The sequence below is a fragment of the Bradyrhizobium sp. 2TAF36 genome (genome assembly GCF_052114925.1).
Classification (GTDB): Bacteria; Pseudomonadota; Alphaproteobacteria; order Rhizobiales; family Xanthobacteraceae; genus Bradyrhizobium; species Bradyrhizobium barranii.
Genome location: NZ_JBFRFR010000003.1, coordinates 35083 through 48331 on the forward strand (window position 1 = coordinate 35083; position 13249 = coordinate 48331).

A 13249-nucleotide genomic window follows, 5' to 3' on the forward strand; every position below is an offset into this window, starting at 1 on the left:
CCAGCTCTAAACGATAGCGTGAGGCCTTCGAGTGCGACCGACCCGTATTGTGTGCCGGGTCCGCTCACCAAGAGCAGATGGAACCTCGATCCCGAGTTTCGGTCGACCCGCAAAGAATTCTATCGGATCGACAGCCGGGCTCTGGATTTGGAGAAGCGCGTCGAAATAACCCGGATCAGGGTGATCGAAGAGCGCTTGTTGCAATGGGTTCTATTGGTTTCGGCGTATTTCACCGAACGCCACAGATATAGATCGTGTGGACCTGGCCGGGACGTCACGCCGGCCGGGCACCCGTGTGGATGATTGACCCCACATGTTGGCCGCGCAGCGCCGCCGCGATGCGGCCCGGCACGAGGCCGTTCACGATCTGCACGTGCGCGATGTGCCGCGCGTTGGCCATCACCTCCAGCAGTGCCGGATCAAACGGCAGCGTGCCCTTGAGCTTCGCAAGCTCGGCAAAGCTCGTCTCCTTCAGCAGCTCCGCCTTCTTGCCGTCGACGCCGTTGGGATCAGTGGTGTAGACGCCGTCAACGTCCTCCACGATCGTGAGGCCCGCGGCTCCCAGCGCGTCGGCGAGCAGGAAGGCGCCGGTGTCGGCCCGATGCAGCGGGATGCGCGAGGTCGGGAATTCATGATGGTGGTAAGGTGGGAAGGCGCTGCCGACGACTGCCCGCGCGGCGGTGAGGTGGATCGCGAGCTGACTCGCAATGGTCGGATGCTCGACATAGGAGACACCTTCCGGCGCGAGCAGGCTCGCCAGGATGTGGCCGTTCTGGCCGGCCTCGCTGGCGGCGAGCGGCGCGAGCGATCCGACCGGCAGGCCGAGGTCGAGGCCGACGCTGTAGAGATGGCGGGCGCGGATGCCGGCGCCGGTCAGGATGAGCAGCCGATGCTCCGGCAGCAGCGCGCGCAGCTCGTCGACGAGCGGCAGGATCGCTTCATGTCCACGATCCATGATGCGGCCGCCGATCTTGATGACCTGCAGCCAGGGCAGCAGCTTGATCGGGCGGTTGCCGGCAACGGGGCGGGTGAGATCGCTGTCGAGCAGGGTCTGGCGCGCGAGCGGCGAGGCGACGTGCTTGATCTGGTTGGTATCAGCCATGACGGTGCTCTCTTCAGCTCGCGGTGATGATGGTGCCGACATGCTCGCCCGCAAGCGCGCGGGTGAGATTGCCAGGGACGAGGCCGTTGATGATCTGCACCTGCCGGACATGGCGCGCCGAGGTGAGGAGATCGAGCACCGGAAATTCGAGAATGGAGTCCTGCAGGCCCTTGGCCTTCATCTCCGCGACAGAGATCTTCGGGATGAAGGTGGCGTTCTTCGACGTCTTCGGGTTCGCGGTGTAGAGGCCGTTCTCGTCCTTCACATAGATCATCGCCTTGCAGCCGAACTGCTCGGCGACGAGGAAGCATCCGGCATCGGTGCGATAGGGCGGGATCACGCCCTCCGCCGCGGGCCGCATCCACAGGCTATAGGGCGGCATGCCGCTGAAGATCACCGCATTCACCTCGGCGAGGAACAGTGGCACGGACGACAGCCCGGCGCTGGCGACAGCGGAGATGCCGTGCTTGGCAAGCAGCTGTCCGAGCATCGCGGCATTTTGATCGGCAACGGAAGCGCCGAGCTGCGACAGCACGCCGGCCGGCAGGCGAAGTCCGGCTGCGATCGAATACAGATGCCGCGCACGGGTGCCGGCGCCGGTTCCGATCAGGAGCTTGTGGGGTTTGCGAGCGGCGACGATCTCCTCGACGACCGGATAGACCGCGGCCCGGCCGCGATCGATCATGCTCTGGCCGCCGATCTTGATGACGGTTGCGTCCGGCAGGATGCGGAAGTCCGCCGCTTTCTCTGCTGCGGCCACAAGCTGCGGGTCGGTGAGCGAGCGCTGCATCATCAGCCCTTCGAGCTCCGTGATCGTGTTCGACATCCGAGATATCCTCTCGTTTTCTGATGCAGTCTCTGCGGCGGACCCTTCGGCCTCGACCGCGAATCTTGCCGCACACTTCAGTCCATGGCAACAAGGTCGCCGCGATTTAGCGGCCAAACATGGAGCAGGCAATGGCCCCGTTGCCAGTTGCGAACACCGAGATCGTGCAATTCTTTCGTGCGTGGCTGGAAGCCTTCGCTGGCTATGTCCGCGAGGTCGATTACGCTTCGGCGCGGCCGCTCTTTCATCCGGACGTGCTGGCCTTCGGCACGCATAATGATGTCATCCCGGGCCTCGATCAATGGGTCGCGACGCAATGGGACAATGTCTGGCCGAAGACGTCCGACTTCCGCTTCGTCCTTGACCAAACCTCGATCCTGGCATCCCCCGACGGCACGATGGCGACGGTGGTCGCGCCGTGGACGAGCACGGGCTACCATCCCGATGGCAGCGCGTTTCCGCGCCCCGGCCGCGCGACGATGGTGTTTTCAAAAAATGGCGATGGCTGGCTGTGCGTGCATTCCCACATGTCGCTCAATCGCGGTGTGCCGCAGGCGAGCCACGCCAATCGGCCGGTGAAGGCCTGGTAGAAATGCAAAAGGCCCCGAAGATGTCCGGGGCCTTTTCGATTTCCAGATGTCGTTCAGCCTATTCCGGCTGGCCGATGCTCACCTTCAGCGTGCCGACGCCGTCGACGCCGCATTCGAGCTTGTCGCCGGGCTGGAGCTGCGACACGCCGGCCGGCGTGCCCGTCATGATGATGTCGCCGGCGGCGAGCTTCACCTGCTGCGAGAGCTGCCAGATGATCTCGGGCACGTTCCAGATCAGCTCGGTGAGATCGCCCTTCTGGCCTTCCTTGCCATTGACCGTCAGCCAGATCTTGCCCTTCGCGGGATGGCCGATCTTCGAGGCCGGCTGCACTGCGGAGCAGGGGGCCGAGCCGTCGAACGACTTGCCGATCTCCCACGGGCGCTCCTTCTTGCGCGAGGCGATCTGGAGGTCGCGGCGGGTCAGGTCGATGCCGACGGCATAGCCGTAGATATGGTCGAGCGCCTTGTCGGCGGGGATGTTGAGGCCGCCGCTCTTCATCGCGACGATCAGCTCGACCTCGTGATGCAAATCCTTGGTCAGCGGCGGATAGGGAATGGTGGCGCCGTCGGGCACCAGCATGTCGGCATGCTTTGCGAAGAAGAACGGCGGCGCGCGCTCGTCGTTACCCATCTCGCGGATGTGCTCGAGATAGTTGCGGCCGACGCACCAGATGCGGCGCACCGGGTAGCGGCCGCTCTCTCCGACGACGGGAAGCGAAGCCTGGGGCGGAAGCGGAATGACGTAGGAGGCGGCGTTCATGGAGCGGTCTCGCTGCTCTTGGTGGGGTGAAGGAAACTCTATGCGGTTGCGCTGATCGGCGCCAGAGCGCCGGCGGAGTGATGCTGCAGGCGGAAGAACGAGGCGTAGCGACCCGAGCGGCGGAGCAGCTCGTCATGCCGGCCCTGCTCGACGATCTCGCCGCCCTCGACCACCAGGATCGCGTCGGCGTGCATGATGGTGTGCAGGCGGTGCGCGATCACGATGGTGGTGCGGTTCTGGCAGAGATGCTCGATCGCCTCCTGTACCTGCCGCTCGGACTCGGAATCGAGCGCGGCGGTGGCTTCATCGAGCAGGATGATCGGCGCGTTCTTGATCAGCGCGCGCGCCACCGCGATGCGCTGGCGCTGGCCACCGGAAAGCTGCGTGCCGTGCTCGCCGACCGGCGTGTCGTAGCCGAGCGGGAAGCTCATGATGAAATCATGCGCGCAGGCGGCTTTCGCAGCATCAACGATTTGCTCTTCGCTCGCGCCGGGCTTGCCGAAGGCGATGTTGCTGCGGATGGTGTCGCGGAACAGATAGACGTCCTGGCCGACATAGGCGGTCTGCGCGCGCAGCGATTTGCGCGAGACCGCGGCGATCGACTGGCAGTCGATCACGATGTCGCCTTGCGCCACCTCGTAGAAACGCAGCAGCAGCCCCAGCACGGTCGACTTGCCGCCGCCGGAGGGGCCGACCAGCGCGGTGACCTTGCCGGGCTCGGCAACGAAGGACATGCGGTTGAGGACGGTCTCGCCAGTCCGGTAGGAGAAGCTGACGTCGCGCAGCTCGATCTTCGCTTCGGACAGCTTCAGCGCCGGCTTGTCGTCGTCGGAATGCTCGCTCGCCGGGCTGTCGACGACCTCGAGCAGCATGCGCGCGCCGACGAGTTGGCTGTTGAGATCGATGTTGAGCCGCGCCAGCCGCTTGGCCGGCTCGGTCGCCATCAGGAACGCGGTCATAAAGGAGAAGAACGCGCCGGGCGTGGCGTTGAGCGCGACCACGCTGTAGCCGCCGTAGAGCAGGCAGCCGGCGACCGCGAAGCCCCCGAGCATCTCCATCAGCGGGTTGGAACGGTTGGCGACGCGGGCCATCTTGTTGGCATTGCGCTCGACGATCGCGATGTTCTCGTCGATGCGCTTCTGCATGGTGTCTTCGAGCGTGAATGCCTTCACCGTGCGGATGCCCTGGAGCGATTCCTGCATCGTCTCCAAGATGTCTGCGGTGCCGGTGAACTGGTTGAAGGCGAGGCCCTTGATGCGCTTGACCAGCTTGCGCAGCACCAGCATCGCCGGCGGCACCACGACGAGGCCGATGAACGACATCACCGGGTCTTGCCACACCATCACGCCGATCATGGCGAGCAGCATCAACAAGTCGCGCCCGACGGCGTTGACCAGCATGTTGAGCACGTCGGTGATGGATTTGGCGCCGGCGGTCAGCCGCGCCAGGAATTCAGACGAATGCCGTTCGGAGAAGAAGCCGACGCTCTCGCGCATCAGCTTGGCGAACAGCTGGCGCTGGTTGGTGGCGAGGATCGCGTTGGAGATCTTGGTCAGGATCACCATGTGGCCGTAGGTCGCCACGCCCTTGATGAACAGCAGGATCACCGTGATGCCCGAGAACATCGCGATGCCCGGGATGTTCTTGTCGACATAGGCCTGGTTGATGACCTGGCCGAGCACGTAGGTCGCGCCCGCGGTCGATCCGGCGGCAAGCGCCATCAGCGCGAAGGCGACGAGGTAACGCCGCCAGTAGATGATCCCCTGTTCCGTGACCAGGCGGCGAATCAGGATTGCCGCCGTATAGGGATCGTCGGTGATTTTCTTTGGAAACTGGGCCATCCGGTGTCCATTGACGGGGCAAGGAAAAGCCTGCCCGCGCGTCAGGGATCGAAGGGCCTCTGTGCCCGCTAAAGCCGCGCTTTTCAAGCCCAATTAAGGGCTTGCGCTGGGATGGAATCTAGGCCGAGACGGCGTGGCGGAGTTCGCCATGGCGCTCGCGGAACAGCTTGTCCTCCCAGGCCAGCGCGTGGGCCGCGATGGTCTCGAGGTCGTCGTATTGCGGCTTCCAGTCGAGCAGGCCGCGGATGCGGCTGGTGTCGGCAACCATGGTCATGATGTCGCCAGGCCGGCGTGGGGCGTATTGCACGGCGAAGCTGCGGCCCGAAACCCGGCGCACGGCGTCGATCGTCTCCAGCACCGAATAGCCGCGGCCATAGCCGCAATTGAGCGTCGTCGAGGCGCCGCCATTGCGCAGGTAAGCGAGTGCCGAGCGGTGCGCCTGCGAAAGGTCCGAGACGTGGATGAAGTCGCGGATGCAGCTGCCGTCCTGGGTCGGGTAGTCGGTGCCGAACACGTCGATCTTGGCGCGCTGGCCGGTCGCGGCCTCGACCGCGATCTTGAGCAGATGCGTGGCGCCGACGGTGGCCAGCCCAATGCGCGCCTGCGGATCGGCACCCGCAACGTTGAAATAGCGCAAGGTCACGTATTGCATGCCGTAGGCGGCGGCGACGTCGTGCAGCATGATCTCGGTCATCAGCTTCGACGAGCCGTAGGGCGACAGCGGCCGCGTCGGCGCGTGCTCCGGCACCGGTACCAGGTCCGGATTGCCGTAGACGGCCGCGGTCGAGGAGAAGATGAAACGGCTGATGCCGCGCTTGACCGCGACGTTGAGCAAATTGCGCGCGGTCATGAAGTTGTTGCGGTAGTAGCCGAGCGGATCGCGCATCGACTCCGGCACGACGACGGAGCCCGCGAAATGGATGATGCTCTCGATGTTGTGCTGGGCGATCACGCCCTCGACCAGGTTCTCGTCGCCCGCGTCGCCGATGAACAGCGGCACGCCCTCGGGCAGATAGGCCGAGAAACCGGTGGAGAGATCGTCGATCACGACGACGTCCTCGCCGGCTTCCGCCAGCGCCAGGACCGTGTGACTTCCGATATAGCCGGCGCCGCCGGTGACTAGCACAGTCATGATCTCACCCGTCTTCGATCAACGCGCCAAGTTAACGTTTGCGCGGTGAAGAGGGGGTTTCGGCAGCCCTGAACTGGTCACTATGCTTAATGTTGCGTATAGGGGGCTTCCGTAACGGAGCATGACGTGGCGAATTCCCCGGGCGATCTCGAAGTGATCGTGCCAAATCTGCACAAACGCTATTCCGGGGTCACCGCGACCAACCGGATGGTGGCGCCGCGGCTGGCAAAGCTCTATCGCGCGGCGTGGTTCGGCTCGGATGGGCCGGAGGGGATTTCGCGCTTGAGCGCTGCCGATTTCCTCAAGCTATGGGGCCGCAAGGCACCATTGATCTGGCATGCGCGGCGCAACAACGAGATGATCGCAGGCGTGCTCCTGCGCGCGCTCGGCTGGCCGCTCAAACTCGTGTTCACGTCGGCTGCACAGCGGCATCACAGCTGGATCACGCGCTGGCTGATCCGGCGCACGGACGCGATCATCGCGACTTCGGACATCTCGGCCTCGTTCCTGAAAGTGAAGGCGACGGTGATCCCCCATGGCGTCGACACCGACGTTTACGCGCCGCCGGACGATCGCGCCGCGGCGTTTGCGGAAGCCGAGCTGCCGGGCCGCTACGCGATCGGCTGCTTCGGCCGGGTGCGCGCGCAGAAGGGCACCGATGTGTTCGTCGACGCGATGTGTCGCCTGCTGCCGCGCTATCCGGATTTCACCGCAATCATCGTCGGCCAAGTCACGCCGGAGCAGACTCCCTTTGCGAACGATCTGAAGAAGCGGATCGAGGCCGCCGGCCTGCAGTCGCGCATCGTCATCACCGGCGAACTGCCGATCGAAGCGGTGCAGCGCTGGTATCAGCGGCTGACGATCTACGCCTTCACCTCGCGCAACGAAGGTTTTGGTTTGACGCTGATCGAGGCGATGGCGGCCGGCAGCGCACTCGTCGCCGCGCGCGCCGGTGCGGCCGCGCTCGTGGTCGAGGACGGCTCGACAGGTGTGCTGATCCCGACTGGTGACGCTGATGCGTTGGCCGCCGCGCTCGAACCCCTGATGCGCGACCCGGACGCCGCGCTCGCCATGGGCGCGCGGGGGCGGGCACGGGTGCTGGCGAAGTTCAGCCTCGATGCCGAAGCGGCGCGGATCGGCGACGTTTATCGTCCGCTGCTCTGAACTGTCGTTTTTGCGACCGCAAACAAAAATCGCGAAAACAACCCCATGCAAAGTAGCCGGCGCCAGCGGAATCAACGGGTTGACGGACGGTGCGGCGCTTGCGGATTTTACGAATCCGTTTGACACGTCGGGCAAAACAGCGGCACGATGTCATCATCGGCCGCAGTTGCGATACCCGGATCATCCATCCAGGTTCCTTCAAACCGTCGCGGTCGACTTCACATTGGGCAGCGCACATACGGCATTTGCACTGGCACCGGCTCCTTGGAGCTGAGTGTGATCTCATTCTCTCCGGAGAACGTCAGGTCGAATGCCATCTCTGAAATCGAGACGCCGTCCGAGCACGAGGCGATTATTCGCATATTCGGCCCGTCATCGCGCAACGATTTGACGGTGCATTTTTCAAATGTGCCGGTTACTTGCCTTCCCTGGACGATTAAACCGCCCGCGTGGAGATCAGCATCTTTCTTGAAGACAATCCTGTTGTTCTCTTTGGAGAACATTTGGCCACAGGCCGAGGCGTCGATTGTCCAAGCTCCGTTCAAATCCGCGGCCTGAATCGAGGCCGTTTGCATGACGAGAAGTACCAACGTCGCCAAAGGATTGAAGGTCCTCATGAAACTCTCCGACTAAATGGTCAATACCGCTAGATCAGCCTCTTCGATGGGGGCGCAGCAAGACGCGACCCTTCGTATCGGTTTCGAGCAGCATTTGGGTGCGGCGAACTGGCGAACGCTTAGTTGATCTAAATCAACAGGGTCTGTAGAGCACTCGTCTGCCCGAGGACCCGACTAAGGCGCGTACTCATGGCGTCAATGAGTTCACAGTCCGAGCACCCGCTGCGCGATCGCCACCACCTCGGAAGCCGCGATATCCCGCATGCAACGGTGGTCGTTCATCTTGCAGATCGTGCTCTGGCAGGGCTGGCATGAGAGCACGCTCTTGTCCTGGACCACGGTCGCGGCGAGGCCGTTGAGGGGGGCCCAGAGATAGGGGCTGGTCGGGCCGAAGATGCCCATGGTGGGCGTGCCTAAGGCGGCTGCGATGTGCATCAGGCCGGAATCATTGGAGATGGCGACGCCGGCCGCGGCCATCGCCAGCACGCCGTTGCGCAGATCGTTGCCGGTGAGGTCCCGCACGCCCGGACCGCCCGCGGCGGCGATCTCCTGGGCCAGCCCTTTTTCCGCGGGGCCGCCGACCACCCAGACCTCCAGGCCGCGCTCGGCCAGCAGGCGGGCAGCTTCCGGATAGTAGGTCCAGCGCTTTGAGACGCCGACTGAGCCGGGGGCGAGCGCGACCGCCGCCCCGGCGCTGAGGCCATTGGCCTGCCGCCAGCGGACGATGTCCTCGGCCGAGACCCGCAATTGCGGCACCGGCCATTCCGGGGGCAGGGGGGCGCCATCGGGCTGGGCCAGGGCGGCGTTCTTGTCGATGAAGCGGGGCAGCTTCTTCTCGCCCCAGCGCCAGCGATTGAGCAGGCCGAACCGGAATTCGCCGACGAAGCCGACCCGCTCGGGGATGCCGGCCAGCGCGGGCGCGATGGCCGCCTTCCAGGTCCGGGGCAGCACCAGGGCTGTCCCGTAATTCCGCTCGCGCAGGAGCTTCGCCAGGCCGAACTGGCGGCCAACGGCGAGCCGGCTGCGCGGCAGGTCCCACACGATGCCATCGCGCACGCCGGGCATGTAATCGACCAGGGGGGCGCAGAGGGAGGTGGTGAGGAGATCGACCGGCCGGTTGGGCCAGCGTTCGTTCAGGACCCGGACAACGGTGTGATTCCGGACGAAATCGCCGATCCACATATAGGGGATGATCAGGATCGGGCTTGTGTCGCTCCGATCTGCATCTCGGCTAAATTGCGAATCTTGGTTCATTCGTTAATAGCACCGGGAACGCGCTGTTGTGGCGGTTCGGTTACCCGCTCCGGACCTGCAGGTAAAGCCGGGACAGCGCCGACCCCAAAACCGCTTACACTTTGGTGGATCATGCGCTAGGGCAGGACCGGGCCGTGAAAATCGGGCAGGGCAAAACCTGGCAGGGTAGGTGGAATGTTGCTGGTGACCGGTGGGGCCGGTTTTATCGGATCGAATGTCGTCGCTGCGCTGAACGAGGCCGGTCGCAGCGATGTCGTCGTCTGCGATCTCCTCGGGACCGAGGGCAAGTGGCGAAACCTCGCCAAGCGCCAGCTTGTGGATATCGTCCCGCCGGCCGAGCTGCTCGACTGGCTGAAGGGCCGCAAGCTCGACGCCGTGATCCATCTCGGGGCGATTTCCGAGACCACCGCGACCGACGGCGACCTCGTGATCGAGACCAATTTGCGCCTGTCGATGCGCCTGCTGGACTGGTGCACGGCGGCTGCGGTGCCGTTGATCTACGCCTCCTCGGCCGCGACCTATGGCGATGGTGCCGACGGCTTTGGCGACGACGCCTCACTGCCCGCACTGAAGAAACTGCGGCCGATGAATCTCTACGGCTGGAGCAAGCACCTGTTCGATCTCRCCGTCGCCGAGCGCGTCGCGCGCGGCGAGAAGCTGCCGCCGCAATGGGCTGGACTGAAATTCTTCAACGTGTTCGGCCCCAACGAATACCACAAAGGTTCGATGATGAGCGTGCTGGCGCGCCGCTTCGACGATGTGAGGGCGGGCCGTGTCGTGCAATTGTTCAAGTCACACCGCGAGGGCATCGCCGACGGCGATCAGCGCCGCGATTTCATCTATGTCGACGACGTCGTGCGCGTCGTCATGTGGCTGCTGGCGACGCCGTCGGTGTCCGGTCTCTTCAACGTCGGTACCGGCAAGGCGCGCAGCTTCAGGGACCTGATGCTCGCTGCCTATGCCGCGCTCGGCACCAGGCCCAACATCGAATATGTCGACATGCCCGAGCAGATTCGCGGCAGCTATCAATACTTCACCCAGAGCGAGGTCGATCGCCTGCACCGCGCCGGCTATAACGGCGGCTTCACGACACTCGAGGATGCGGTGAAAGCCTATGTCGGCGATTATCTCGACCGGCCAGACCGCTTCCGCTGAGGCTTCAAGGACCATGCCGACGCCCATTCTCGATTTCGACGCTCTCGCGCAAGCCATCTCAGGCCGTACGGTGCTGTGCATCGGCGACATCATGCTGGACGAATTCGTCTATGGCGAGGTCTCGCGGATCTCGCCGGAAGCGCCGGCGCCTGTCATCGCCGCCCAGCGCAGCGAGATCCATATCGGCGGCGCCGGAAACGTCGCGCGCAATATCGCGTCCCTCGGGGCGCGCTGCATCTTCATCGGCCTCGTCGGCCAGGACGATGCGGGCAAGCGGCTCGAAGCGGCACTTGCGGAGCATGCCGGCATCGAAAGCGCGCTGGTGTGCGATCCGTCGCGGCCCACCACGCGAAAAGTCCGCTTCGTCTCCGAGCATTTTTCCACGCATATGCTGCGCGCGGATTGGGAGCAGGCGGTGCCTGCCTCCGACGACATCGAGACCAGGCTGATCGACGCAATCCTGCCGCAGATCGCGCGCGCCGACATCGTGCTGCTCTCCGACTACGCCAAGGGCGTGCTGACCGCGCGCGTGATCCGCCACACGATCGACGCCGCGCGAACGCTCGGCAAGCCCGTGATCGTCGATCCCAAGAGCCTGAACTGGGCGATCTATCGCGGCGCCACGCTGCTCACGCCCAATCGCAAGGAATTTTCGGAGGCGACCCGCAGCCGCGCCGACACGCCGCAAAGCATCGTCAATGCCAGCGAGGACGTGATGCGGCTCGCCGATTGCGAGGCGATCCTGGTCACGCAAGGCGAGCACGGCATGACGCTGGTGCCGCGCAATGGTGAAGCCGTTCACGTCCCGGCTGTCCCCGTGAAGGTGCGCGACGTCTCCGGCGCTGGTGACACCGTCGCCGCCGCGCTTGCGGTGTCGCTCGCGGCGGGCGCGGACTGGGACACGGCGCTGCGGATGGCCAATGCGGCCGCTGCCGTTGCCGTCGGCAAGCAAGGCACGGCCAGCGTGAGCGCGGCCGAGCTGCGGCGGAAGATCCTGCCGCATGCTTATCTCGCGGCCGAGGAGAAGATCGTGCTCGAGCCTGATACGCTCGACGCGCAGCTCGCGGAATGGCGCCGGCAGGACCTGCGCGTCGGCTTCACCAATGGCTGCTTCGACATCCTGCATCCCGGCCACGTCAAGGTGCTGACCGCGGCGCGCGCGGCCTGCGATCGTCTGATCGTCGGCCTCAACAGCGATGCCTCGGTGCGGCGGCTGAAGGGCGCCGATCGTCCGGTTCAGGACGAGCGGGCGCGTGCGGAAGTGCTCGCGGCGCTCGAAGCCGTCGATCTCGTCGTCATTTTCGAGGAGGATACGCCGATCGATTTGATCACCCGGATCAAGCCGAGCGCGCTGGTGAAGGGCGGCGACTACACCCGCGAGCAGGTGGTCGGCCATGAGGTCGTCGAAGCCGCCGGCGGAACCGTCGTGCTGGTCGACATCCTCCAGGGCTTCAGCACGACCGCGCTGGTCCATCGCGCGCGGGGAGGGGGCAAGTGACGGACCAAGCGACGACGCTCGCCCGGGAGACGACCGGCCAGATGCTGCGGCGGCGCTTTCGCAGCCCGGCGGCGTGGTGCGAGGCGGTCGACCTGTTTGCCATCTTGACTGTGGCGTCACTGCCTTGGTCGACCTCGCTCGCGGCGATCTTCAACGTTGCGTTCCTGCTCTGCATGGTGCCGTTTCTCGACGTCCGCGCATTCCTGCAATCGATGAAGCGCCCGATCGCAGCGGCGCCGATCGCGCTCGTCCTGCTCGCGCTGGTGGGCACGCTGTGGTCGGATGCGGCCTGGGGCGCGCGCATCTATGCGCTCAGTCCGACCGTCAAGCTGCTCGTGCTGCCGGTCTTCCTCTATCATTTCGAGCGCTCGCCGCGCGGCCACTGGATGTTCATCGCCTTCCTGGTGTCCTGCGCGCTGCTGTCGGTGATGTCGTGGCTGGTCGCTTTCTATCCCGACCTGACTCTCAAGTCCGACCACCTCGAGCGCGGCATCTTCGTCAAGAACTACATCAACCAGAGCCAGGAATTCACCCTGTGCGCGGTGGCGCTCGCTTATCCGATCGTGATGCTGCTGCGTGAGAGGCGATACTGGCTCGCCGGACTTTTGACGGCGCTGGCGCTGAGCTTCTTCGTCAACATGGCCTTCGTGGTGGTATCGCGCACCGCGCTCGTCACGATTCCGGTCATGTTCGGCGTGTTCGCGCTGTTGCATTTGAGATGGCGCAGCATCGCGCTCATCTCCGTCGCGCTGCTCGCCGGCGCGGCTCTCGCCTGGCAGGCATCGCCGCACTTGCGCAAGACCGCGGACACCTTCGCTAGCGACTACACGCGCTATGTCGAAAAGGGCGAGCCGACCTCGCTGGGCTTGCGGCTCGAATTCTGGCGGAAATCGCTCGGCTTCTTCGCGGAGGCGCCGATCAAGGGGCACGGCACCGGCTCGACGCGCGGATTGTTCGAAGCGGTCGCGACGCCCAGCGGCCACTACCAGGCCTCTGCCGAGGTGATCGGGAATCCGCATAACCAGACGCTGAATGTCGCCGTGCAATGGGGCGTCATCGGCATCGTCGTTCTCTACGCGATCTGGATCCTGCATCTCCTGCTGTTCCGCGGCGACGGGCTGGCCCATTGGATTGGCCTGCTGGTCGTGGTGCAGAACGTCTTCACCTCGCTGTTCAACTCCCATCTGTTCGACTTCCACGAGGGCTGGATGTATGTCATCGGCGTCGGCGTTGCCGGCGGCATGGTGATCCGGGCCCGACACGCCGAGGCGAAGGTGGGGGAAGCCGGTTCCTGAACGGCCGCGCGGCTG

Annotated in this window: 12 protein-coding genes; 5 read left to right on the plus strand and 7 right to left on the minus strand. The window is 64.8% G+C overall.

Going from position 1 to position 13249, the window contains the following annotated elements:
• Positions 1-274 precede the first annotated feature (274 nt).
• On the minus strand, positions 275-1102 hold the full coding sequence (locus AB4Z51_RS02140) for an amino acid kinase family protein (RefSeq protein WP_441496945.1): 828 nt from the start codon (positions 1100-1102) through the stop codon (positions 275-277).
• Between the two features lie 13 nt (positions 1103-1115).
• Complete coding sequence (locus AB4Z51_RS02145; protein WP_441496946.1) at positions 1116-1928, minus strand: amino acid kinase family protein; 813 nt, start codon at positions 1926-1928, stop codon at positions 1116-1118.
• A gap of 131 nt (positions 1929-2059) precedes the next feature.
• Here AB4Z51_RS02145 and AB4Z51_RS02150 point away from each other — a divergent pair, with 131 nt between their 5' ends.
• Positions 2060-2518 carry a YybH family protein gene (locus AB4Z51_RS02150; protein ID WP_135214512.1) on the plus strand — a complete coding sequence of 153 codons (459 nt, stop codon included), beginning with the start codon at positions 2060-2062 and terminating at the stop codon, positions 2516-2518.
• Positions 2519-2576: 58 nt separating this feature from the next.
• Here the strand turns inward: AB4Z51_RS02150 and AB4Z51_RS02155 are convergent, their stop codons facing one another.
• The 3 genes from AB4Z51_RS02155 to galE form a co-directional block, all read right to left on the minus strand.
• Positions 2577-3278: a fumarylacetoacetate hydrolase family protein gene (locus AB4Z51_RS02155; protein ID WP_441496947.1), complete on the minus strand. Its 702-nt coding sequence runs from the start codon at positions 3276-3278 to the stop codon at positions 2577-2579.
• Between the two features lie 38 nt (positions 3279-3316).
• Entirely contained in the window at positions 3317-5119 is a 1803-nt protein-coding gene (locus tag AB4Z51_RS02160) for an ABC transporter ATP-binding protein (RefSeq protein ID WP_441496948.1), read from the minus strand.
• Positions 5120-5237: 118 nt separating this feature from the next.
• Positions 5238-6251 (minus strand): UDP-glucose 4-epimerase GalE, encoded by a 1014-nt coding sequence (gene galE / locus AB4Z51_RS02165; RefSeq protein ID WP_028153516.1) that lies wholly within the window; start codon positions 6249-6251, stop codon positions 5238-5240.
• A 126-nt stretch (positions 6252-6377) separates the two neighbouring features.
• Between galE and AB4Z51_RS02170 the strand changes: the two genes are divergently transcribed.
• A complete protein-coding gene (locus AB4Z51_RS02170; protein ID WP_441496949.1) occupies positions 6378-7415 on the plus strand; it encodes a glycosyltransferase family 4 protein in 1038 nt (345 codons plus the stop codon).
• Positions 7416-7633: 218 nt separating this feature from the next.
• Here the strand turns inward: AB4Z51_RS02170 and AB4Z51_RS02175 are convergent, their stop codons facing one another.
• Both AB4Z51_RS02175 and waaF read right to left on the minus strand, forming a co-directional pair.
• Positions 7634-8032, minus strand: coding sequence for a hypothetical protein (locus tag AB4Z51_RS02175; protein WP_135214515.1), 399 nt, complete (start codon positions 8030-8032; stop codon positions 7634-7636).
• A 204-nt stretch (positions 8033-8236) separates the two neighbouring features.
• Positions 8237-9286, minus strand: a complete 1050-nt coding sequence (gene waaF, locus AB4Z51_RS02180) for a lipopolysaccharide heptosyltransferase II (protein WP_135214516.1) — start codon at positions 9284-9286, stop codon at positions 8237-8239.
• A gap of 174 nt (positions 9287-9460) precedes the next feature.
• Between waaF and rfaD the strand changes: the two genes are divergently transcribed.
• From rfaD to AB4Z51_RS02195, 3 genes are read left to right on the plus strand one after another with little or no spacing between them, the layout of a single operon-like run.
• Entirely contained in the window at positions 9461-10441 is a 981-nt protein-coding gene (gene rfaD / locus AB4Z51_RS02185) for an ADP-glyceromanno-heptose 6-epimerase (protein ID WP_441496950.1), read from the plus strand.
• A gap of 13 nt (positions 10442-10454) precedes the next feature.
• Positions 10455-11939 (plus strand): D-glycero-beta-D-manno-heptose-7-phosphate kinase, encoded by a 1485-nt coding sequence (gene rfaE1 / locus AB4Z51_RS02190; RefSeq protein ID WP_441496951.1) that lies wholly within the window; start codon positions 10455-10457, stop codon positions 11937-11939.
• Positions 11940-11980: 41 nt separating this feature from the next.
• Entirely contained in the window at positions 11981-13234 is a 1254-nt protein-coding gene (locus AB4Z51_RS02195) for an O-antigen ligase family protein (protein ID WP_441497014.1), read from the plus strand.
• The last annotated feature ends 15 nt before the right edge of the window (positions 13235-13249 follow it).